General features: G+C 56.8%; 18 protein-coding genes and 1 pseudogene. 5 read left to right on the plus strand and 14 right to left on the minus strand.

The features are described from left to right. Positions 1–3: 3 nt before the first annotated feature. Positions 4–2,448: an FAD-dependent oxidoreductase gene (locus I9182_RS17215; protein ID WP_209599112.1), complete on the plus strand. Its 2,445-nt coding sequence runs from the start codon at positions 4–6 to the stop codon at positions 2,446–2,448. 160 nt (positions 2,449–2,608) lie between these two features. Here the strand turns inward: I9182_RS17215 and I9182_RS20460 are convergent. The 5 genes and pseudogenes from I9182_RS20460 to I9182_RS17240 all read right to left on the minus strand — a co-directional run. Beyond that, positions 2,609–2,824, minus strand: a pseudogene (locus I9182_RS20460) (IS3 family transposase); the annotation flags it as partial. Between the two features lie 752 nt (positions 2,825–3,576). Continuing rightward, positions 3,577–4,542 carry an oligopeptide/dipeptide ABC transporter ATP-binding protein gene (locus I9182_RS17225; protein WP_209599113.1) on the minus strand — a complete coding sequence of 322 codons (966 nt, stop codon included), beginning with the start codon at positions 4,540–4,542 and terminating at the stop codon, positions 3,577–3,579. Then, the gene (locus I9182_RS17230) at positions 4,542–6,425 is read right to left on the minus strand and encodes a dipeptide/oligopeptide/nickel ABC transporter permease/ATP-binding protein (protein ID WP_209506739.1); all 1,884 of its coding nucleotides are present in this window, start codon (positions 6,423–6,425) and stop codon (positions 4,542–4,544) included. The genes I9182_RS17225 and I9182_RS17230 overlap by 1 nt, the downstream gene beginning before the upstream one ends. Next, complete coding sequence (locus I9182_RS17235) at positions 6,422–7,369, minus strand: ABC transporter permease (RefSeq protein ID WP_209506738.1); 948 nt, start codon at positions 7,367–7,369, stop codon at positions 6,422–6,424. The genes I9182_RS17230 and I9182_RS17235 overlap by 4 nt, the downstream gene beginning before the upstream one ends. A 54-nt stretch (positions 7,370–7,423) precedes the next feature. Then, positions 7,424–8,998: an ABC transporter substrate-binding protein gene (locus I9182_RS17240; RefSeq protein WP_209599114.1), complete on the minus strand. Its 1,575-nt coding sequence runs from the start codon at positions 8,996–8,998 to the stop codon at positions 7,424–7,426. An 87-nt stretch (positions 8,999–9,085) separates the two neighbouring features. Here I9182_RS17240 and I9182_RS17245 point away from each other — a divergent pair, with 87 nt between their 5' ends. Further along, positions 9,086–9,748 (plus strand): DUF1028 domain-containing protein, encoded by a 663-nt coding sequence (locus I9182_RS17245; protein ID WP_209506736.1) that lies wholly within the window; start codon positions 9,086–9,088, stop codon positions 9,746–9,748. Between the two features lie 9 nt (positions 9,749–9,757). Here the strand turns inward: I9182_RS17245 and I9182_RS17250 are convergent, their stop codons facing one another. Continuing rightward, positions 9,758–10,663: a glutaminase gene (locus I9182_RS17250; protein ID WP_209506857.1), complete on the minus strand. Its 906-nt coding sequence runs from the start codon at positions 10,661–10,663 to the stop codon at positions 9,758–9,760. Between the two features lie 7 nt (positions 10,664–10,670). Next, positions 10,671–11,432 carry an FCD domain-containing protein gene (locus I9182_RS17255; RefSeq protein WP_209506735.1) on the minus strand — a complete coding sequence of 254 codons (762 nt, stop codon included), beginning with the start codon at positions 11,430–11,432 and terminating at the stop codon, positions 10,671–10,673. A gap of 90 nt (positions 11,433–11,522) precedes the next feature. Here I9182_RS17255 and I9182_RS17260 point away from each other — a divergent pair, with 90 nt between their 5' ends. Beyond that, on the plus strand, positions 11,523–12,749 hold the full coding sequence (locus tag I9182_RS17260; RefSeq protein ID WP_209599115.1) for a M20 family metallo-hydrolase: 1,227 nt from the start codon (positions 11,523–11,525) through the stop codon (positions 12,747–12,749). Positions 12,750–13,018: 269 nt separating this feature from the next. On the opposite strand, the gene I9182_RS17265 is transcribed toward I9182_RS17260, so the two are convergent. Together I9182_RS17265 and I9182_RS17270 are read right to left on the minus strand one after the other, a co-directional pair. After that, positions 13,019–13,714, minus strand: a complete 696-nt coding sequence (locus I9182_RS17265; RefSeq protein ID WP_245222700.1) for an SDR family oxidoreductase — start codon at positions 13,712–13,714, stop codon at positions 13,019–13,021. Positions 13,715–13,726: 12 nt separating this feature from the next. Next, positions 13,727–14,596, minus strand: coding sequence for an SDR family NAD(P)-dependent oxidoreductase (locus I9182_RS17270; protein WP_209599116.1), 870 nt, complete (start codon positions 14,594–14,596; stop codon positions 13,727–13,729). A 123-nt stretch (positions 14,597–14,719) separates the two neighbouring features. On the opposite strand from I9182_RS17270, the gene I9182_RS17275 reads away from it, so the two are divergent. Next, the gene (locus I9182_RS17275) at positions 14,720–15,649 is read left to right on the plus strand and encodes an AraC family transcriptional regulator (RefSeq protein ID WP_245222701.1); all 930 of its coding nucleotides are present in this window, start codon (positions 14,720–14,722) and stop codon (positions 15,647–15,649) included. A 142-nt stretch (positions 15,650–15,791) separates the two neighbouring features. Here I9182_RS17275 and I9182_RS17280 read toward each other — a convergent pair whose 3' ends face one another. Continuing rightward, a complete protein-coding gene (locus I9182_RS17280; RefSeq protein ID WP_209599136.1) occupies positions 15,792–16,427 on the minus strand; it encodes a peptidase in 636 nt (211 codons plus the stop codon). 3 nt (positions 16,428–16,430) lie between these two features. On the opposite strand from I9182_RS17280, the gene I9182_RS17285 reads away from it, so the two are divergent. Beyond that, positions 16,431–17,360, plus strand: a complete 930-nt coding sequence (locus I9182_RS17285) for an amidohydrolase family protein (RefSeq protein ID WP_348540409.1) — start codon at positions 16,431–16,433, stop codon at positions 17,358–17,360. Positions 17,361–17,721: 361 nt separating this feature from the next. On the opposite strand, the gene I9182_RS17290 is transcribed toward I9182_RS17285, so the two are convergent. Genes I9182_RS17290 through I9182_RS17305 form a run of 4 tightly spaced genes read right to left on the minus strand, consistent with a single transcriptional unit; the run spans position 17,722 to position 20,883 of the window. Then, positions 17,722–18,399, minus strand: coding sequence for an aspartate/glutamate racemase family protein (locus I9182_RS17290; protein WP_209599118.1), 678 nt, complete (start codon positions 18,397–18,399; stop codon positions 17,722–17,724). Positions 18,400–18,406: 7 nt separating this feature from the next. Next, positions 18,407–19,120 carry an ABC transporter ATP-binding protein gene (locus I9182_RS17295; protein ID WP_348540410.1) on the minus strand — a complete coding sequence of 238 codons (714 nt, stop codon included), beginning with the start codon at positions 19,118–19,120 and terminating at the stop codon, positions 18,407–18,409. Positions 19,121–19,132: 12 nt separating this feature from the next. Then, a complete protein-coding gene (locus I9182_RS17300) occupies positions 19,133–19,915 on the minus strand; it encodes an ABC transporter ATP-binding protein (protein WP_209599120.1) in 783 nt (260 codons plus the stop codon). Beyond that, positions 19,912–20,883: a branched-chain amino acid ABC transporter permease gene (locus I9182_RS17305; protein ID WP_209599134.1), complete on the minus strand. Its 972-nt coding sequence runs from the start codon at positions 20,881–20,883 to the stop codon at positions 19,912–19,914. The genes I9182_RS17300 and I9182_RS17305 overlap by 4 nt, the downstream gene beginning before the upstream one ends. Positions 20,884–20,888 lie beyond the last annotated feature (5 nt).

Here is a 20,888-nt window from a genome sequence, read left to right on the forward strand (position 1 = left end):
GATATGACCGACCTTCCAAATACAGCCAAAGCCGTCATCATCGGCGGCGGCATCATCGGCTGCTCGACCGCCTATCACCTTGCTAAGCTGGGTTGGACCGACACGGTGCTGCTGGAACGCAAAAAGCTGACTTCAGGCACCACATTCCACGCGGCGGGCCTGGTGGGGCAGCTGCGTTCGAACGCCAATATCACTCAGCTGCTGGGATATTCAGTCGATCTGTACAACAAGATTGAAGAAGAAACCGGTCTGGGAACGGGCTGGAAAATGAATGGTGGTTTGCGCCTTGCCTGCAACGAGGAACGCTGGACCGAGGTCAAACGGCAGGCCACCACAGCCCATTCCTTTGGTCTGGACATGCAGTTGCTGACTCCGAAGGAAGCTCAGGATCTTTGGCCGCTGATGGATATCGGTGACGTCATAGGCGCGGCGTTCCTGCCCACCGATGGTCAAGCAAACCCCTCGGACATTACCCAGGCGCTGGCCAAGGGCGCGCGCATGGCAGGCGCGAAGATATTCGAAGATACCAAGGCCACCGATCTTGAAATCGAGAACGGCAAGATCCGCGCCGTAATCACTGAACATGGCCGTATCGAATGCGAAAAGGTGATCGTGTGTGCCGGTCAGTGGACGCGCGACTTTGCCGCCAAGTTCGGCGTGAATGTGCCGCTGGTGCCTATGGAACACCAGTACATGGTCACAGAACCATTTGGCGTGCCCGGCGACCTGCCAACCCTGCGGGACCCCGATCGGCTGACATATTACAAAGAAGAGGTTGGTGGGCTCGTCATGGGAGGCTATGAGCCGAACCCTATCCCATGGGCAGTGAATGGCATACCAAATGGTTTTCACTACACCTTGCTTGACAGTAATTTCGACCATTTCGAACAGATCATGGAGCTGTCGCTAGGCCGGGTGCCGGCGTTGGAAACCGCGGGGATTAAGACACTGACGAACGGCCCCGAAAGCTTTACTCCGGATGGTAACTTCATTGTGGGTGAAGCACCAGAGCTGAAGAATTTCTTTGTTGGTGCTGGTTTCAACGCCTTTGGCATCGCCTCTGGCGGTGGCGCCGGAATGGTGTTGGCAGAATGGGCCGCCAAGGGCGAGCCGCCCTTTGACTTGTGGTCTGCCGACATTCGCCGTTTTGGCCGCCCGCATTTCGACACCGATTGGGTTCGCACCCGCACAGTCGAAGCATATGGCAAACACTACACCATGGCCTGGCCACACGAAGAACACGAATCCGGCCGCCCCTGCCGCAAGTCACCGCTATACGATTTGTTGAAGGATCAGGGCGCTTGCTTTGGTGAAAAACTGGGTTGGGAGCGCCCGAACTGGTTTGCCGACGCATCGCTGGGCAAGGCACCCAAGGACGAATACAGCTTTGGCCGCCAGAACTGGTTTGCCGCCGTTGGCCGCGAACACAAAGCGGCCCGAGAAGCGGCGGTGCTGTTCGATCAAACGTCGTTTGCCAAATTCGCGCTGAAAGGCCCCGATGCCCAGGCGGCGATGAACTGGATATGTGCCAATGATGTGGATAAACCGGTAGGCACTCTGGTCTATACCCAGATGCTGAATGATAAGGGCGGAATTGAATGCGACCTGACCGTGGGCCGTGTAGCGCATGATGAATTCTATATTGTCACCGGTACCGGCTTTGCCACCCACGACTTCGACTGGATCAGCCGCAATATTCCGGACGGGCTCAACTGCCAGCTGTTCGATATCACCTCCTCAAACGCAGTATTGTCGCTGATGGGGCCGAAAGCACGAGATATTCTGGCGGCAGTTACCCGCGACGATGTGTCAAATGACGGGTTCAAGTTTGGCACGATCCGGACAATCGGGATCGCTGGTTGCCCTGTCAGGGCACTGAGGCTGACATATGTGGGCGAGCTTGGCTGGGAACTGCACTTGCCTGTCGAATACGCGCAAACAGTCTATTCCGCGCTGATGCAAGCAGGGCAGCCGCAAGGACTGGTAAATGCAGGCTACCGCGCAATTGAATCTCTTCGGTTAGAAAAGGGCTACCGGGCCTGGGGGTCTGATATCGGCCCTGATCACACGCCGTTTGAAAGCGGTCTGGGATGGGCTGTGAAGCTGCGCAAAAACATAAACTTCAAGGGCCGCGCGGCAAGCGAAAAGCAAAAGGCCGAGGGTGTCAAAAAGATACTGGCCTGCTTCACCGTCGACCCCGATGTGGTGCTGTTGGGCCGCGAAACAATATACCGGGATGGAGAACGTGTGGGTTGGCTAACGTCGGGAGGCTATGGTTACACGACCGGCAAATCCATCGGTTACGGCTATGTCCGAAACCAGGGCGGCGTCGATGCGGAATTTGTTACGTCCGGCACGTATGAGTTGGAGGTTGCGACCCAACGTGTCCCCTGCGACGTGACACTTCAACCGCTTTACGATCCCAAAATGGACCGCATCAAATCGTAACACAAACTCCTGTTGTCTGGACGAGGTTGAGGCAAAAAATGGATGTGTCGCTAACTTTGGGACCGGATTGACGAGGCTGTAGATTGTCCGTCGTCAGGGTTTTTCGGAGAGTTGAGGCTGAATAATAACGGAGGCGTGGTTCGGTTTCTGTTTCAGTCAAGGCAGCCGCGGCTTGGTGCTGCAACCGGCGTTTTCTGATTGTCTGTTTCTTGATCTCCTGTCTCATCTTCAGGACCTTTGCCCCGCGACCGTGATAAACGTCGGCGGGGGTCAGGTTGTTCAAGCTCTCGTGGTAGCCGTGGTTGTTGTAGTGGTCGACGAAGACGCCGATCTAACGTTCCAGGTCGCCGGGCAGGAAGTAGTATTCCAACAAAACAACCTTTCAAATGAATGAGGCACAATCAGAGTAACGGGGATTAACCGAACACGAGTTGCCGTACCGACCAACACGGCAGGCTGTCGACCGAACCCGTGAGATCTACTTGCGGCTCTTTGAACCAAACCGCGTATTAGACCTTTGGGGGGGGTGGTGCCTTGAACGCCAAGATGGAGCTCCAACAGGATGACTTCGGAAAGAACCTTGCAGGTAATCGATACTGGAAAAAAGTCACCGAGAGCTGCTGCTCAATTAAAGAACCTTCATACGGGTTCGCGGCAAATGGGAGTATCTTTATCGTGCAGTCGAAATGGCAGGAAACACCATTGAATTCTTCCTGTCTGAGCGAATGAACCGCCCGGCAGTAGCTAGGTTTGTTACCAAAGCGCTGTCGACAGTTGCAGCGGCGCTAATGCGGCAGGTACTCGAAAATTGAACAGAATTCTAAGGTGGTTTGGATGCCCCGCCAAAGTACAGACAATCAGGTCCAAGTATCGGAACAACATGATCATCAGGTCATAAAACGGCGTGTTCGGCATATGTGTGGATGTAAGCCTTCGAATCCGCCTCAGCCACATTGGATGGCATTGAGGTGGCCAAAATGATCCAAAAAAAGCATCTCCCCAGCGCTACGACCTTGGGCTTTCGGATGTTTGCCGAGATCGCAGGATAGGTGTGTCCAGTAGTTGAGTGCCTATGGTCGTTCCAAAAGTTTGAGACACATCCAATAGAGGTTCCGAAACACTTGTTATCTAAAATGCGTAGGCAATCGGGTGGTGGCAGGCTACCCCCACACCATCCGGCCGTTTCTCAAGACCTGGCGCCTCACTCCCACATTGATCACTGGCGTATGCGCAGCGCGCGCGGAATGCACACCCCAGCGGCGGGTTTAGCGGATCGGGCAATTCGGTTTCACGCCCCTCTGGTGCAGTCAACGGACGCCCAACCACCGGCGCACTGTCAGCCAGAAGTTTAGTGTACGGATGTTTGGGATAGGCAAAAACCTCATCGGCTGGCCCCACCTCAACCACTGAGCCAAAATACAGCACCGCGACCCGGTCACTGACAGCTTCGACGACCGCAAGATCGTGGCTGATGAACAGATAGGTCAGCCCAAACTGCTCCTTCAAGTCGGCCAGCAGGTTCAGAACCTGCGCCTGCACTGACACATCCAGTGCCGAAACGGGTTCATCGAGAACGAGGATACGCGCTTCTGCCGCCAAGGCTCGCGCGATCCCGATCCGCTGTGCTTGACCGCCTGAAAACTCATGCGGATAGCGATCCAGAAACTCTTCGCGCAGGTTCACCGCGGCAAAAATCTCCCGTATGCGGTCCGCGCGGGCAGCCGCGGGCATATCGTGCAAGTGCTTAAGCGGCGCTTCCATGATCTGCCGGATGGTTTTACGCGGGTTGAGGCTGCTGATTGGGTCCTGAAACACATACTGGATCTTGCGGCCAAACAAGGCCGGGTCGGCATTGTCGAGCGGCTCCCCATTGATTTCAATTGTTCCGGTGCTGGGGGGCAGGAGACCAACAAGCATTCGCGCGAGCGTGGATTTTCCACAGCCGGATTCACCAACGATCCCAAGTGTTTCGCCCTCTTCGACGGTCAGCGACAGCGGTTGAACAGCACGCACCAGCGCCCGTGGTGGGCCAAACATGCGCTTGCCGACGGGGAAGACCTTGCTGAGTTCGGTCAGTTTGAGAGCGGTGATCATCAGCATGCCTCCTGCGGTGGCGTTTCCGGAGCAACGCAACGGACCAAGCTCTCGGCACCGTGCCGGACCAGTTCTATGTTCCCCTGCCGACAAGTATCGCCCGCCTTATGGCATCGATCCGCAAAGGCGCAACCCTCGGGCAGTCTGTCTACCACTGGCGGGAGGCCGGGTATGGCCGCCAATTCGCGTCGGCCCTGCCCAAGTTCAGGTACGCAGGCCATAAGGCGCGCGGTATAGGGGTGGGCCGGGGCATCCAGGATGGTCTTTGTCGGGCCCTCTTCGACAATTCGGCCCGCATACATCACCGCGACCCGGTCACATAGCTGTGCGACCACACCAAAATCATGCGTGATGAAAATGATGGCCAATCCCCGTTCACGCCGCAGGTCATCGAGCAAGGACAGGATCTGCGCCTGCACGGTCACATCCAAGGCCGTGGTCGGTTCATCCGCGATGATAACCTCCGGATCGTTGGCCAGCGCCATAGCGATCCCCACGCGCTGTCGCATTCCACCCGACATCTCATGCGGGTAGCTGTCAACGCGCTGTTCGGCATTGGGAATGCGGACCGATGTCAGCAGCTCGATAGCATGGGCACGGGCCTTTTTCCTGTCAAAAAGGTGATGCGCTCGTACGGCCTCGATCAGCTGGTCACCGACCGTGTAAAGGGGGTGCAACGTGGCCAGCGGATCCTGGAAGATATAGGCGATCCGGTCTCCCCTAAGTGATCGCAGTTTTTCATAGGGTGCACCGATCAGATCCTCACCCTTGTAGTGAACTGCGCCACCCGTGATAACGCCCGGAGGTGAAGCCACCAAACCCATGATGCTGAGCGCCGTCACCGATTTTCCGGAACCGCTTTCACCAATCACCCCAAGGCATTCACCTGGGTTGACCTGTAGATCGACACCACCAACGGCCTTGTAAACACGGTCCTCGACGTGGAACTGAGTCTTCAGCCCGCGTAACGCCAGCAATGTGTCGCCTTCTGAGGTAGGAACCGGACCGGCGCGCTGGACCATGGTGGCCGGCATCGGGCGTGAGAGCGCGCCGGATTTCAGCCGAGGGTCCAGCGCATCGCGCACCCCGTCGCCCAGTAGGTTGATCGCCATGACGATGATCAGGATCATTGCGCCCGGTACGATCGAGGTATGCGGATTGGTGATCAAGGCCGAGCGAGCTTCGCCCAGCATCGAACCCAGATCGGCCTGCGGCGGCTGCGATCCCAGCCCGAGAAAGCTGAGCCCGGCGGTCTCCAGGATCATCCATCCGATGGTTGTCGACATGGCGATCACGATCACTGGGATCACGTTCGGAAGCACTTCGGTCAGGATGATGCGGGCATCCGTCATGCCCGATAACCGTGCCGCGTCGACGAATTCCTTATGGGCAATGCCAACTGTGATGCCCCGGATGTTACGGGCAAAGAAGGGGATGTTGACGGCAGCCACTGCGATCAGCGCGTTCATAAGACCTGGCCCGAGAGCCGCGACAATCGCAAGTGCCAAAAGAATGTAGGGAAAAGCCATCAGCATATCGACGCCGCGCATGATGATGTTGTCCGTGCGCCCACCGTAGTAGCCAGCGATGATGCCGATGGCCGCGCCCAGGGTCGCCGCGATGATTGCCGCCGCAAATCCCACGGCCAGCGACAGGCGTGTACCCCAGAGCAGACGGCTGAGAAGATCGCGTCCAAGGTGATCGGTTCCCAGCAGGGCACCCTCTGAAAATGGCCGCTTGAACCGATTTGCTGTATCGGTCACGTCCGGATCCGCTAAGGGCAGAAGCGGCGTCACCAAGGCCAGAAGAACCACCAGGCCCATCACGACCAACCCGCCAAGCGCCAGCCGGTTGCGCGCCAGAAGCATAAGGAAGTTCTTCATGTCTTGATCCTCGGGTCGAGCAGGCTTTGCGCGACGTCGACCGCGATATTGAACATGACGTAGCAGGCCGCGACAAAGACGACGCCGCCCTGCACCAGCAGGATGTCCCGTTTCAGGATGGCATCGACCAGCATGCGCCCGACGCCAGGCCACTGGAACACCATCTCGATATAGACCGCACCTGACAGAACAAACCCGGCCTGCACCCCCAAGACCGGAATGATGCTGACCATGGCCGCGCGCAAGGCATGGCGCCAGACAACCGAACGCTCATGAACGCCCTTGGCGCGGGCGGTACGGATGAAATCCTGACGCAGCACCTCGAGCATGGCAGAGCGCGACAAGCGTGCAATGACCCCGGTTGCCACCACCGCCAGCGCCAGCGCGGGTAAGGTCAGGTGGCTGATCAGCGCTGACAGGTCCCGCGCGCCATAGATGGGCCACATGCCGGACACCGGAAACCAGCGCAGTTTCACTGCAAAGATGAGGATCATCATCATGCCAAGGAAAAAGGACGGAATGGAAATTCCCAGAAGAACCGCAAAGGTGATGGCCTTGTCAGCCAGACCGTATTGCCGGGCGGCGGATACGACCCCGGCCGCGACACCAAGGAGCGAGCACAGGACAAATGCCGTACCCGCAAGGACCAAAGTCGCCCCGAAACGGTCAAGCACCTCGTCCAGAACGGCACGGTTGAGAGAGAAACTGCGCCCGAAATCACCCTGAAGCATGTTCCCGAGCCAGATGAAATATCGCTGCACCATCGGCTTGTCCAAGCCAAGGTCGCGGTTGAGCTTTTCTACGTTATCAGGGGTTGCATAGGACCCCAGGATCGCAGTGGCCGGATCGCCGGGGATCATCGCCATGATGACAAACACAATAATCGATATCCCGAACAGAACCGGAATCGCGGAAACCAGTCTTTTGAGTATGTACCCTGTCATTGCCCCCACCCGGAATTGTGCAGCCGCACCATGCACACGGCTGCACGAGTCGTTCTAGTTCTTGACCACGTCATCCAGCAGCAGGAAGAACGACGGCTGGAGCGAGAAGTTTTCGACACGGTCGGAGGTAACCGCATTCTGCTTCCAGTTGGCAACGAAGACCCAAGGCGCGTCTTCCTGCACGATGACCTGCATCTCCTGATAGAGACGCGCGCGTTCTGCCTGATCGGTTGCTGCGCGGGCGGCTTCCAGAAGTTCGTCAACCTTCGGGTTGGAGTAGTAGCCCGAGTTGAACCCGCCCTGATCCGGCCATGAAGCTGTGCGCAGCGCGAGGAACGGAAGCGTGTCCGGATCGTTGGTCATCCAGGCCATTTCGGCCATGTCTGCCTTGCCTTCAAGGCCCGGGTTCACTTCGCCAAGGAAGGTGTTCCATTCATAGGTCTCGATGTTGACGGTCAGGCCAACGGACTGAAGATCGGCTTGGATCGCGGTACCCATCGCCACGGGATCAAGCATCCCGGAACCGCCCTCGGTGACATAAAAAGTCAGCTCGGCGCCTTCGGCACCTGCTTCGGCAAGAAGCTCGCGCGCCTTGTCGGGGTCGTAGGGGTAAGGCTCCAGGCTTTCGTTATAGGCCCAGGCGAATGCCGGCGGTGTCGGACCGGCGGCGACAGCTGCCGTACCTTCCAGAACGTCGTTGACGATGGCTTCCTTGTTGATGGCATAGTTTGCCGCTTGGCGGACACGCACGTCAGCGAACGGGCCTTCTTTGGCGTTCAAGATGAGGAACCAGACGTGTGGACCAGCCTGTTCATGAATGGTGTAAGTATCGCCTTGGAATTCGCTCAGCGCGACCGGGGGAACCTCGACCATCAGGTCGATACCGCCTGCCAGCATCTCGGCGGTGCGGGTGTTTGCGTCCGTGATTGGGCGAAACACAACGGCCTGCAAATCCGGTGCGCCGTCCCAGTAATCGGCGTTGGCTTCGATGACCACGGCCTCGTTGGACCGCCATTCAGCGAATTTGAATGCGCCGGTGCCGGACGGGTTGCGCCCAAACTCAGCCCCGTACTGTTCCACCGCAGCGGGTGAAACGATCAGCCCGGTGGGATAAGCCAGGTTGGACAGGAATGGTGCATAGGGCGCGTTCAGCGTGAAGCGCACAGTTAGGTCATCCACAACCTCAACGTTCTCTACAGCCGAGAAGAAGAAGGACAGCGGGAAGGGGCCAGTGTTGTGATAGGGATGGTTTTCATCCAGCATTCGGTCAAAGTTAAACTTGACCGCATCGGCGTTGAAGGCGCTTCCGTCGTGGAACGTCACGTCGTCCCGCAGGGAGAAGGTGTAGACTGTTCCGTCCTCACTGATGTCCCAGGAATTTGCCAGCGAAGGCTCAACTTCAAGCGTCCCGTCCTTGTAGCGGACCAGTCCGTCATAGACGTTCATCAAAATTCGGAAGTCGTTAACAGCGGTTACGGCCGCAGGGTCAAGCGCCTTGGGTTCAGCAATCTGCCCAACGATCAGAACATCTTCGGGCGTCTGTGCCTGGGCCAAAAGTGGAGAGAGAGCAAGTGCCGTGGCTGCACCTGCAGCCAGCATTGCCCTGCGGGACAGTTTCAGCAGTTTCATGAGGTGTCTCCCTGTTATTTATTATGATGAATTGCATTCATGCAAATTATCATGATAAATTCAAGAAAAATGTGTTAGGGCAGTAGAATGACCTTCTCGATTCTGTCTTTCGACAATAAAACAGGCGTTTTTGCCGCTGCCGCCGCAACGGGAAGTCTCTGCGTGGGTGGCTGGGTCCTGCGGGGTGACATCGAATCGGGCCTTGTGGCATCACAGGGCACCGCCCCCAGCACCTTTTGGCGAGACGATGCAGTGCGCGCGATGTACCGCGGCCAGACCGCCCGTAATGCTGTCGAGGCGGTGACGTCAGATGATCCCGGGAAGGGGCATAGGCAACTGATTGCCCTGGATCGCAGCGGCGCAACTCACGGGTTCACTGGAGCGAACAGCGTGCCGTATGCCGGTCACTTAACGCAACAAAGGTTAGCGGTTGCAGGAAACATGCTCGAGGGACCTGAGGTTCTTGCGGCGATGGTGACAGCAGCGCAAACCTGCACGGATGGGCCGGATCGGAAAATGCTCCAAGTTTTGAATACTGCTCGGCTGGCGGGCGGCGACAGCCGCGGGCTGTTATCTGCGGCCATGTTGGTCCTTGCGCCCGATCGCCCACCATTAGACCTGCGCATCGATTACAGTGACGATCCGATAGCGGACCTTGAAAAGCTCTATCTCAGGACCCGAACATCACCATACTTTGATTGGCTTGCCGAAGTCCCAGTGCTCGAAAACAAAGTCTGCGCCCCGCAGTAACATTTGACCTTAGAAGACCGACCAACACGTTGTCTGGGCCAGCATCGCTGCGGCGCGGGTGCCAGCATGTGAGTTTCCATAGTGGTTCAGCCCCGGTGACCAGATAGCGATCGAAGCGACCCTCGGTGCAATCACCAGTATGCCACCACCGACCCCGCTCTTGCCAGGCAGCCCGACCTGATAGGCAAACTCGCCTGACCCATCATAGTGACCACATGTCATCATGAGCGCATTGATGCGTCGGGCATGTCGCGGAGAAATCACGTTTGGGCCGGCTCGAAGGCGGGCAAGCGATCTTCCGGCAAGAGCAAGCTGCCGCGTGGTCATCTCGATTGCACATTGATGAAAATAGGTGCCAAGGGTCAGGTCTGGTTCATTTTGCAGATTGCCATGCGATTGCAAGTAATGTGCCAACGCCTTGTTCCGCGCACCCGTCAACCTTTCCGATGTTGCGACCTTGTCGTTGATGTGGATATCATCGGTTTCCGCCATCGCACGGATCAGTCCAAGAACCTCGGCGAGAGCCTGTTTGGGCTGCCGCCCAGCAAGAAGGACATCAGTAGTGACAATGGCCCCCGCGTTCACGAAGGGATTACGCGGGCGACCATTCTCTCGTTCCAACAGGACCACGGAGTCAAATGACGTGCCCGATGGCTCGCGCCCGACACGGCTCCAGAGTTGGTCACCAAACCGCCCCAGCGTCGCCGCGAGGGAAAAAACCTTGGACACACTTTGTATTGAGAAGGGGCGATCCGAGGCCCCCGCGTTCAGGCAGTCGCCGTTTGCCAAGCAAACACTTATCGCGAATTGACGCGGTGGAATACAGGCCAGTTCCGGGATGTATTGGGCAGGAGTTCCCCAATCGTCCAGACGAAAAATCTCATCATGGATATCTTGCAGAATGCGCTCTGTCAGGACCACTTTATTCTCCGAGAAAGCGACGCAACAGATGGGCTTCCTGAACGCTCATCAACTCTTCGGCGATCTGCATGTGCGAATACATGATGCTGCGGGCTCGTTCCGGCTCGCCTTGCCGCAACGCCTCAACCAGTTGCAATTGATGCGCTCTCCCTTTACGCCAAAGTTCCACGTTCGGCGGATCATAGAGCCTGCGATAGACTGTCAAGTCGGTCAGCGCCTGCGCCATAAACCCAATGACAAAGCCAAGCAGCCGATTGCCCGCGAAATCCGACAGCCGGGCATGAAAGTCCAGCGAGGTGATGTGCTGCACTTTCTCTTCTTCGGCCGATGTTGCCGGTTCGGGGTGGCGCAGCGCGAGGTCGTGCAACTCTTCCAACTGGTTCTCGCTTAGATGGCCTGCCAGGCTGGCCGCCAGTTCAGGTTCCAGGACCTTTCGCATCTGATAGATGTCGGCGACAGACAGGTCTTGAAAGTAGAAAAAATTGGCCAACAGGGACCGGGCGCGTTCGGTCGAGACCTGACCTACGATGCTGCCGCCACCGGGACCGGTCTTGGTCACGATCAGGCCCTGAGCCTCAAGAATGCGCAGCGCTTCGCGAACTGTCCCTTTCGACACGCCGAACTGCTCGATCATCTCGCCTTCATTTGGCAGCTTGTCACCCGCCTTCAGATCGCGCTCCACCACCCATTGTTTGATTTCGTCGGCAACCAGAACTGGTCGCGATCGTCTTGGCTTGGTCGATGGGGTCCCGCTGCCGTCCATTCTGCACCTCATATTTTATCATGATAAAAACATAGACACCTAGGCGCCCTATGTGTAGAGGATAATTTATCATGATAAATGAGGAAAGTGATGAACTGGGGACAGTGCGCTCAGGACCGTCTGTCGGAAATAGCAAAATGCAGTGTCGATGAAACCGGAGTCACACGGTTTCCGTTTACGCCCGAGCACAAGGCTGCATTAAGTGTTATTCGGTCATGGATGACACAGGCCGGTCTGAAGGTCCACATGGACGCCGCTGGCACACTCATCGGTCGCAGGGAAGGGCCATTGGGGGCTCCAACGTTCCTGATCGGTTCACACCAGGATTCTGTGAAGAATGGTGGACGATACGACGGGATCATGGGGGTTGTTCTGGGATGTCTCGCACTTGAGAAACTTGCGGCAAACGGAGTCGAACTGCCCTTTTCTGTCGAAGTCCTCGCCTTTGCCGACGAGGAAGGCGTCCGCTTCCCGACCGCTCTGATGGGGCCGCGCGCTTTGGCCGGCACGTTTGACCCGGCTGTTCTGGCCATGAAGGATAACGATGGGGTGTCTCTGCGCCGCGCACTTGCCGACTTTGGTGGCGATCCGGACGGAGTTGAGGCTCTCGCGCGCGATCCTTCCACCACACTGGGATATCTGGAAATCCACATCGAGCAGGGCCCGGTTCTGCAGGCGGCGGATGCCGCACTCGGGGTCGTCACAGGAATTTGCGGGATTGAACGAAACACAGTCACATTTACCGGTGACACGGGCCATGCTGGGACAGTGCCCATGGACAGCCGCCGCGATGCGCTGGTGGCGGCCTCTGACTTCATCTCTGCAATCCATAACGCGGCGTTGAAGATAACCAATCTGCGTGCAACCGTTGGCGCGTTGTCCCTGCATCCCAACGTGGCAAACGCCATCCCGAGGAACGTGGAACTGACCCTTGAAATCCGGGCTCTGGACGACACCGTTCGAGACAACTTCGCAAGATTGGCGTGGTCGGCAGGTGACAGGATTTCGGGGCTGCGCCGTGTGGAGTTTACAATGGAACGAACCTACGAACAGCCCGCCGTACCGTGTGATAGCAAAATGGTTGACGACTTGGAGGCTGCCATTGCCACGATCGGCCAGACCGCGACACGCCTTCCGTCTGGCGCCACTCATGACGCATCGGCTATGGCCGATCTCTGCCCGACTGCCATGCTGTTCGTCCGATGCAAAGATGGGCTTAGCCATAAGCCCGAAGAATTCGCAACTGACGATGATATGGGCGCTGCAATTCAAGCTATTTCCAGTTTTCTAGGCTCAGGACTCAAAGCCAGTAGATGATCAAGCGGCGACAGCGATTGCTGAGACGATTGAAATCTAACCGTACCGGGCCGTCTTCACGGACGGCCCAATCCGGGCTTTCGTCGTTACAAGCGATGCCGCAGCGCAGCTGCCCGAAAGCGGATTGCTGTCGCTGTGATTCCGCAAGTCCTTACGCCTTCATCAGCTGTTTGATCCCGCCGATGAATGTCGCGTCGTCCTGTGCCTTGCGATTGTCCAACAATTTCACTGCATCTGAACCTGCCCGGTAACGGAGGCGGTGACCGGTTTCATTGGCCGCGTCCCAGATAACCTCTGCAACGGTTTCGGGGCTCTGACGGGTTGGACGCCAATGTTCTAAAGACCCGCCCCATGGCTTCGGCCATCGGCGCGTAGTCCGCAAGGTCTTCGTCCATGGCGAAGTCAAACGAGCTTCCACCAAAGTTGGTCTTGATCATTCCAGGTTCGACAATACGGACATAGATACCAAGCGGTTCAAGCTCGTAATGGAGCGCTTCCGACAGACCTTCGACCGCGAACTTTGTACCGTGATAGAGCGTGCCTAGCGGTAAGGTGATCTGACCGCCAATGGACGAGATGTTGATGATCGTGCCCGTGCGATTTGCTCGCATATGCGGTAGCACGGCCTTTGTGACTTCCATCAAGCCAATCACATTGGTGTCGAACTGCCGCCGGATTCGTTCCATCGAAAAGGCCTCCAGCGCGCCATAGGCACCATAGCCCGCATTATTGAGCAACACGTCGATCTTCCCGAACCGGTCGATACCAGCGGCAACAGCTTCGGCGATCGAACTCGGGTCAGTCACATCGAGCTGCGCCACATGGACGTTTTCCAAACCTGCCAGATCACTCGCGTTGTCGGGGTTGCGCATGGTGGCGACAACGCTCCACCCGTTGGCTTGGAAATGTCTCGCGGTGGCCTCTCCTATGCCCGAGGAGGCGCCGGTGATCAGAATAGTTTTCATGGAAAGTCTCCGTCAGGCGTTGAGTTTCAACATGTCTTCGATACCGAAGCTGGTCATGACGTTGCGCGTCACATCGTGCAGCACATTGTTGTAACGTTCGATCTGCGGGCCAACGCCAACGTGATCGACAACAGTGCGGAATGGTTTCTGCCCGAAGGGCTTGTCCAGAAGAGCGACGACCGCCTCCGCAATCCGCTCCGGGCGTTGATCGGGTGTTGCTTCAAGCATCTGGGCCAACCCGGCGGCAGACATTGCCGGGACAGCTGCAAACTCTCCATATTGTACCTCGCGGTCCGGGTCTTTGGGCGCAACCATGCCATCGAAAAAGGCCGTCGGCATGGCGCCGGGTTCGATGATGCAGGACTCAATCCCGAAGCCTGACAACTCCGTCCGATAGCATTCTACAATAGCTTCCAGCGCCCATTTCGAGGCGGAATAGGTCCCGTAGAAAGGCGTCGCGATCCGGCCGATCAGACTGGAGGTGTAGAGAACCGTCCCCTGCCCCCGCGCCCGCATATGTGGCAGCGCCGCGCGCATGACGCGCTGGACACCCAAGACGTTCACGTCGAAAACGTGTGCCATGTCGTCGGGCGACATTAATTCCTGAATGCCGTAGGAGCCAATCCCGGCATTGTTGAACAAGACGTCGAGGCCACCTAGATGTGTGATCGCATCTGCGATCGCCCGCTCAGAACTGGTCGTGTCTTTTGCATCCATTTCGACAATGGATGCCCCAGCCGCCTCAAGTGCGGCAACTGTGCCGGCGTTCTTTCCCTCGCGGGTTCGGACACTTCCTGCAACCTGATAGCCCCTTTCGAGAAGTGCGAGGGCCGTAGGCTTTCCAAACCCGCCGGCGATGCCGGTGATCATGACCTTTTGCATGTCGGCCTCCTTTGTTGTGTCTTGATCACGTTAGTCGCATCAGCCGTTTCAATCTTTTCCGATTGGCCAAAATACTTGCCTATTCCTCCAGAAATACGTGTATTTGTTATGCCATATTGTGTGATGATGCTATTGATAGGCGACCTTTGGGAGGCCAACGCCGTGAAGAGCGAAAAACTGTTATCACGCATTGCAAAGCTGCTCGATCAAGCAGGCGTCGCTGAAGGCGCATTTCATCATACGCAGAGCGGCACCCACCTCCTGCGGTATCACGCAACGACCGACCTGAATGCGACCGTTTATCGACCACTTCTTTGTCTGATCCTGCAAGGCGCAAAGCAGGTGGGGTCCAGCACCCGAACACTAACGGTGGGCTCCGGACAATCCCTCATCGTGAGCCATACACTCCCAGTTATTTCACGGATTACAGAGGCGTCGCGCGAGGCCCCCTACACGGCTTTGGTCTTTCCACTTGATCTTGACCTTCTCAGGTCATTGTCCCCCGCAGTGCGACCCGCGTTGAACGCGCCGTCTTCCGATTCATTCTCGATCTGCTTGTGTGACACCGATCCAGATCTGACAGAAGCGCTTCACCGCTATTTCCTTCAGTGCGAGGAAGAGGAGACGAGGCAACTGTTGGCACCGATCACATCCCGCGAAATCCATGCACGGCTTCTGATCGGGCGACACGCACAGATCCTGCAAAGACTTCTCTGGCATGAAAGCGCGGCCAGCCGTATTTTTCTTGCGACGCGGGAAATACAGGCAAACCTGTCGGAATCCATCACCGTCGGGGATCTGGCCGCGAGGATCGGGATGAGCAATTCCGCGTTTTTCGAGCAGTTCAAAGCCGTGACCGGCACTTCACCGCTCCAATACCAAAAGGACCTGCGCTTGTTGAAGGCCAGAGACGACCTGCGGACGAGCCGTGCCAAGATCTCCGAAGTAGCATTCGCTGTAGGCTATGAAAGCTCCGCGCAGTTCTCGCGGGAATATTCGCGTAAGTTCGGAAGAGCACCCAGGCAAGACCGTGCGCTAGAGGCGGCCGACTGACGCACGTTAACAGGCGTTGGCGGCCCACATGAGACATGCATCGATGTGGCCAGCCGCATTGCAGCTTCGCCGAACCGGGCTTTCGCTACCGCTGCGAAATCAGGAGCTGGCGAATTCACAGTTTGTGGACGGAAGCGGACGCTCAATCGTTTGATTTTCGCCCCAATTTGTATTCTGGAAGTTTGGCCAAGGCCGATTTCAACGCGTCACCCCATCTATTGGAAACAATGCGAAAGTATTGATCGTCGGTTTCGAATCTTGACCGCGTACCGCCTTCAAAGCTGTCTTCGTCGTAGAGAAATAGGTCAAGTGGAGCTCCGACAGATAGATTGGCCTTAATCGTGGAGTCGAAGCTGACCAGCAGGAGTTTTACGGTTTCCGAAAAACTCATTTCCGGATCATAGGCCCGCACCAGAATTGGGCGACCATATTTTGTCTCACCGATCTGAAAGAACGGGGTATCGTCGCCAGCCTCGATAAAGTTGCCTTCGGGGTAGATCAAAAACAGGCGAGACGGGCCGCCTTTGATCTGACCACCCAGAATAAGCGTCGCGTGAAAGGCACTGTCAGCTTGCTGACCGGACCGGGCATGCTCCTGAATGACGTCGTTCAGCGTAGCCGCGACCAGTTGCGCGACTTGGAACATTGTAGGTGCTTCTAAGATCGCCTCATCGAGGGGCTTTCCGCCATGGGCGAGATGGGCGACACAGATTTCCTGATCGATCGCAAAAGGTTCTGGGAAGGGTTTGCAGCCTGCCGCAACGAATACCTGAGCCATGGTGTGACTTACGCGCAGAACGCATGGGCATCACGCGAGTTGTTAGAACATTTCGCGTCACTCGGGCCCGATACGGATCCCGGTATCGACTTGATGCTGTTGCCCATCGGAGAATTGGAGCCAGGACTGATGGAGACGCTCGATTGGCCGGGCAACCCGCATTTAACCCTTGGACCGCGCAAGCTTTTCACCGATGGCGCCTTCCAGCTTCAAACAGCCTATCTTTCGCGGCCTTATCATCAGCCCATCAACCGGCAATATCCCCGCGGCATGCCCTATGTTGCAGAAAAGGATCACCGCCGCGAAGTTAGAAAACTGCACGATCTCGGCCACCAGATACATTGCCACTGCAACGGCGATGCTGGGGCGGACATGTTCTTAGATGCTGTGGCTGCCGCTTTGGAACACAACCCGCGCCCTGATCACCGTCACACAATCATTCACGGTCAGACCCTGCGCGACGATCAATTGGAACGCATGGCGGAACTTGGCGTGACGGTCAGCTTCTTTTCCGCCCACATTCATTTCTGGGGCGACCGGCACCGCAGCACATTCCTGGGACCAGAACGCGCCAGTCGACTATCTCCGGCCGCATCGGCAGAGCGTTTCGGTGTCCGATACACCCTCCACAACGACGCGTCTGTCACGCCCACAAGACCGCTGCATCTGGCGCATTGCGCCATAAACCGAACCACCTCGAGTGGCCAGGTTTTGGGCGAAGATCAGAGAATTAGCGTCCTCTCCGCCTTGAGGGCACAAACAATCGACGCCGCCTGGCAGGTTTTTCAAGAGGACCGTCGCGGATCGATCGAACCGGGCAAGGTCGCTGATCTTGCAGTGCTTTCGGACAATCCTATTGCAGATTCAGAGAACCTGCTGGACCTAAGCGTGACGATGACGGTTCGCCAAGGCGAAGTGGTGTATAGCCAGTGATCTCTCGCCGGTATTTTGGCAGCCTTGCCAATGCACTTGCGAGAGCCGCATTCACTCATGAAAAAGCCCCCTGTCAACGTCGGGTTGCCCCAAGGATGCGGTTCTGTACTCTGAGTTCTTCTGTCGGCGTTGCACGGTTTCTTTTCGTGATTTGAAAGAGATCATGGCAGGACGTGGTGTGCATATGGACCATGTCATATTGAACAGATGGGTAACGAAGTACTCGCCGCTGATCGCAGCGCGAGCGCAATCGAAGAAACGGCCAATACTGAAATCTTGGCGTATGGGTGATACCAATATTCGTATGCGCGCTAAACCGCACTCTAATCAAATTGAAACGCTGGAAATGCAGTTAATCGGATCAGGAATAAGAACACAGTTTCGAAGTCGTTAGTTTTGCTTTGACCAAGGCTTCGGCAAAGGTAACGGCACAGGCAACTCCATCGACAACGGGCAGTTTGAATTCTTCCGATAGATGCGACATGAGGTCGGTCATTCCGGCACAGCCTAGAACAATGGCCTCTGCTCTGTCCTCCACGATGGCCGCCCTAATTTCAGCCCGGATAATATCGATTGTTTTGGGGTCGTTTTCTTCTAGTTTCAGAACCGGCACATCCGATGCCCGAACCCGAACACATCTGCGATCCAAACCGTAGCGCAGCAAATTTGCTTCCAATCCTGCGAGAGACCGGGACAAGGTTGTAATTACACTGAATTTTGGACTGATCATGGAGGCCGCATGGTAGGCCGCCTCCCCGACGCCAATGACCGGCGCCGAAGTTATACAGCGCACTGCGTCGACTCCGGTATCGTCGAAACACGCCACAACAATGGCGTCCACGTCCGGATGTGCCCTCACCACATCCAGCAGACCCGGTACGCAAGTCGAAACATCCAAGTAGCCCTGAATACTGGCCGGGCCATCTTGCGAGTTCACTGCTATGATCTCGGTCTCGGGATGTGCACAAGCGTGCGCCGCATCCGCAATCTTGCGCGTCATGGAGCTGGTGGTGTTAGGATTGACGACTAGCAGTTTCACAACGTCCTCACACTTCCCCGCCCAGATAGGCGGCTTTGATCCGGGGATCGGTCAACAGCTCTTTGGAATTGCCGGAGATCACCACATTTCCTGTGGTTAATGCATAGGCACGGTGCGAGATCGACAAAGCCATGCGCGAATTCTGTTCGACCAGCAGAACCGACACCCCTTCGTCCCGGTTGATCGCCACGATGGAGCGGGCAATGTCCTGCACCAGCTTGGGCGCAATTCCCAACGACGGCTCATCCAGCAACAGCAGGCGTGGCTTAGCCATCAGGGCGCGCCCGATCACCATCATCTGCTGCTCGCCACCCGAAAGGGTGCCCGCAGATTGGCCGTAGCGTTCTTTCAAACGAGGAAATCGTTCCAGAACTGAGTCCAACGTTTGTTGCACATCCGCTTTGTCCGAACGGGTAAACGCTCCCATCAGCAAGTTGTCTTTGACCGACATATACGGAAAAACGCGCCGCCCCTCTGGCACCATCGCAATGCCTTTCGAGACGATCTCGGCCGGGTTTGTTCCGGCAATCTGTTCACCCTCGAACGCGACCGAACCGGACTTGATCTTGGCCAGCCCAGTGATCGCCCGCAGGATGGAGCTTTTGCCTGCACCATTGGCACCGATCAGGGCAACGGTTTCGCCTTGCTCAAGATCAATCGATACCCCTCTAAGGGCATAGACGTGATCGTAGTAGAGCTCTACATCCTTGAAATCTAACATCTTGGTCATGGCTCAGATCCCAATCTCGTCGTCGGCGCTGCCCAGATAGGCTTCGATAACTTTTTCGTTGTTCTGGATTTCTACCGGTGTGCCCTCAGCGATCATCTCACCGAAGTTCAGCACAACAATCCGGTCCGAGATGTTCATCACTGCCGGCATGTCATGTTCCACTAGCAGCACTGTGACACCCCGGTCGTCGCGCACCTTGCGCACCAGATTGACCATTTTCATGGTCTCGTCGTGGTTCATCCCGGCGAAGGGTTCATCCAGCAGCAACACCTTGGGATCGGTCGCCAGACCAATCGCGATCCCCAACGCCCGCAGGTTGCCCTGTGGCAGGTTTGAGGCCTGTTCGTTGGCAATCTCGGACATGCCGAGGAATTCGATCAGATCGTCGGCATATTGGCCGAAACTGTCGACATCCTCATGCGCTGTTTTTGTGCCCCAGAAATACCCGGCCAGCGACGCGCGAGCCCGTAAGTGTTGCGCGACGATGATGCTTTCGCGCACAGTCATGGATTTGAAGATCGTCGTTTCCTGAAATGTGCGGACAACGCCCTTGCGGGCGACAACATGTGGCTTGAGGTTCGAAATCCTCTCGCCCTTGAACAGCACCTCTCCGGTCGTGGTTGGCAGAAAGGATGAAATCATCTTGAACAGCGTGCTTTTACCCGCACCGTTCGGTCCGATCACCGACAGGATCTCGTTCTCATTGACGTTGAACGAGATGTTGCTGTTCGCAGTCAGGCCACCGAATTTCTTGGTGACATGGCGGACTTCCAGAAGATGGCTCATTTGTCCTCTCCTTTCTTGCCGGGCAGACGCAGGCTGAGCAGCCCGTTGGGCAAGAACAGCATCAGGATGATCAGCAAGCTGGAATAGGCCAGCAGTTGGAAGCGACCCAATTCGAACAACAGGTCCCAGCCAAAATACAGAACCAGCGTGCCCAGCATTGGGCCAAACACATATCCCAGACCACCGAGGAAACAGTTCAGCATGAAGTTTACACTGTCGGCGACCTGAAAGCTGGACGGGTAAACCGATTGTGCAATCGATCCGAACATCGCGCCGCCAATACCGCCTAGAAAGGACGAGATGGCAAAGACAATGACTCGGATATAAGAGATGTTCACACCGATGGAGCTGGCCAGTTCCTCATTCTGCTGCATCGAGCGGCAAAGGTGGCCAAGGCGCGAATTCACCAACCGGTACATGGCGGCAAAGGTCAGGACCATCAGAACACAGGCCGTGTAGTAGAAGGCCAACCTTGGGTTATCCAGCGTTCCGAAATCGGGTATCACGGGGATACCCAGGATCGATACCCCACCCGGAAGTGGGATCGAGGTAATGCCCTTGGCACCATTGGTGACGGGCAGGGCCAGCGCAGTCAGGGTGACAACCTGTGTCAGCACCAGCGAGATCATTGCGAAATACACGCCCCGCAGCCGCAGGATCGGCAGTCCGATCAGAACAGCCACACCGGCTGCAAAGAGGCCCGCAAGAGGCAGGGACAGCCAGAACGAAATACCAGCCTTGGTCACCAGAATGGCCGAGACATAAGCTCCGATCAAGGCGAAGGCACCCTGCCCGATGTTAATGCGGCCGATATAGAAGGTCAGCCAGACACCGGCACTGGCAATCGACAGCAATGCCACCGACGTCAGCGTGTAGTACAGGTCAGAACGTCCGGAGGCGGCGACAAAGCCGGGAACCGCGATGAAGATGGCCAGCAGGAAGACCGCCAAACCGGCCCATTGGATCATTGAAA

Source organism: Ruegeria sp. HKCCSP351, from assembly GCF_017872535.1.
Taxonomy (GTDB): Bacteria; Pseudomonadota; Alphaproteobacteria; order Rhodobacterales; family Rhodobacteraceae; genus Ruegeria.

Excerpts from the sequence above, each read along its gene's own strand:
- I9182_RS17235 (WP_209506738.1), bottom strand. The coding sequence starts at position 7,369 with ATGACAGGGTACATACTCAAAAGACTGGTTTCCGCGATTCCGGTTCTG.
- I9182_RS17240 (WP_209599114.1), bottom strand. The coding sequence starts at position 8,998 with ATGAAACTGCTGAAACTGTCCCGCAGGGCAATGCTGGCTGCAGGTGCA.
- I9182_RS17305 (WP_209599134.1), bottom strand. The coding sequence starts at position 20,883 with ATGATCCAATGGGCCGGTTTGGCGGTCTTCCTGCTGGCCATCTTCATC.
- I9182_RS17295 (WP_348540410.1), bottom strand. The coding sequence starts at position 19,120 with ATGTTAGATTTCAAGGATGTAGAGCTCTACTACGATCACGTCTATGCC.
- I9182_RS17225 (WP_209599113.1), bottom strand. The coding sequence starts at position 4,542 with ATGATCACCGCTCTCAAACTGACCGAACTCAGCAAGGTCTTCCCCGTC.
- I9182_RS17245 (WP_209506736.1), top strand. The coding sequence starts at position 9,086 with ATGACCTTCTCGATTCTGTCTTTCGACAATAAAACAGGCGTTTTTGCC.
- I9182_RS17300 (WP_209599120.1), bottom strand. The coding sequence starts at position 19,915 with ATGAGCCATCTTCTGGAAGTCCGCCATGTCACCAAGAAATTCGGTGGC.
- I9182_RS17255 (WP_209506735.1), bottom strand. The coding sequence starts at position 11,432 with ATGGACGGCAGCGGGACCCCATCGACCAAGCCAAGACGATCGCGACCA.
- I9182_RS17265 (WP_245222700.1), bottom strand. The coding sequence starts at position 13,714 with ATGAAAACTATTCTGATCACCGGCGCCTCCTCGGGCATAGGAGAGGCC.
- I9182_RS17230 (WP_209506739.1), bottom strand. The coding sequence starts at position 6,425 with ATGAAGAACTTCCTTATGCTTCTGGCGCGCAACCGGCTGGCGCTTGGC.
- I9182_RS17215 (WP_209599112.1), top strand. The coding sequence starts at position 4 with ATGACCGACCTTCCAAATACAGCCAAAGCCGTCATCATCGGCGGCGGC.
- I9182_RS17270 (WP_209599116.1), bottom strand. The coding sequence starts at position 14,596 with ATGCAAAAGGTCATGATCACCGGCATCGCCGGCGGGTTTGGAAAGCCT.
- I9182_RS17280 (WP_209599136.1), bottom strand. The coding sequence starts at position 16,427 with ATGGCTCAGGTATTCGTTGCGGCAGGCTGCAAACCCTTCCCAGAACCT.
- I9182_RS17260 (WP_209599115.1), top strand. The coding sequence starts at position 11,523 with ATGAACTGGGGACAGTGCGCTCAGGACCGTCTGTCGGAAATAGCAAAA.
- I9182_RS17275 (WP_245222701.1), top strand. The coding sequence starts at position 14,720 with ATGATGCTATTGATAGGCGACCTTTGGGAGGCCAACGCCGTGAAGAGC.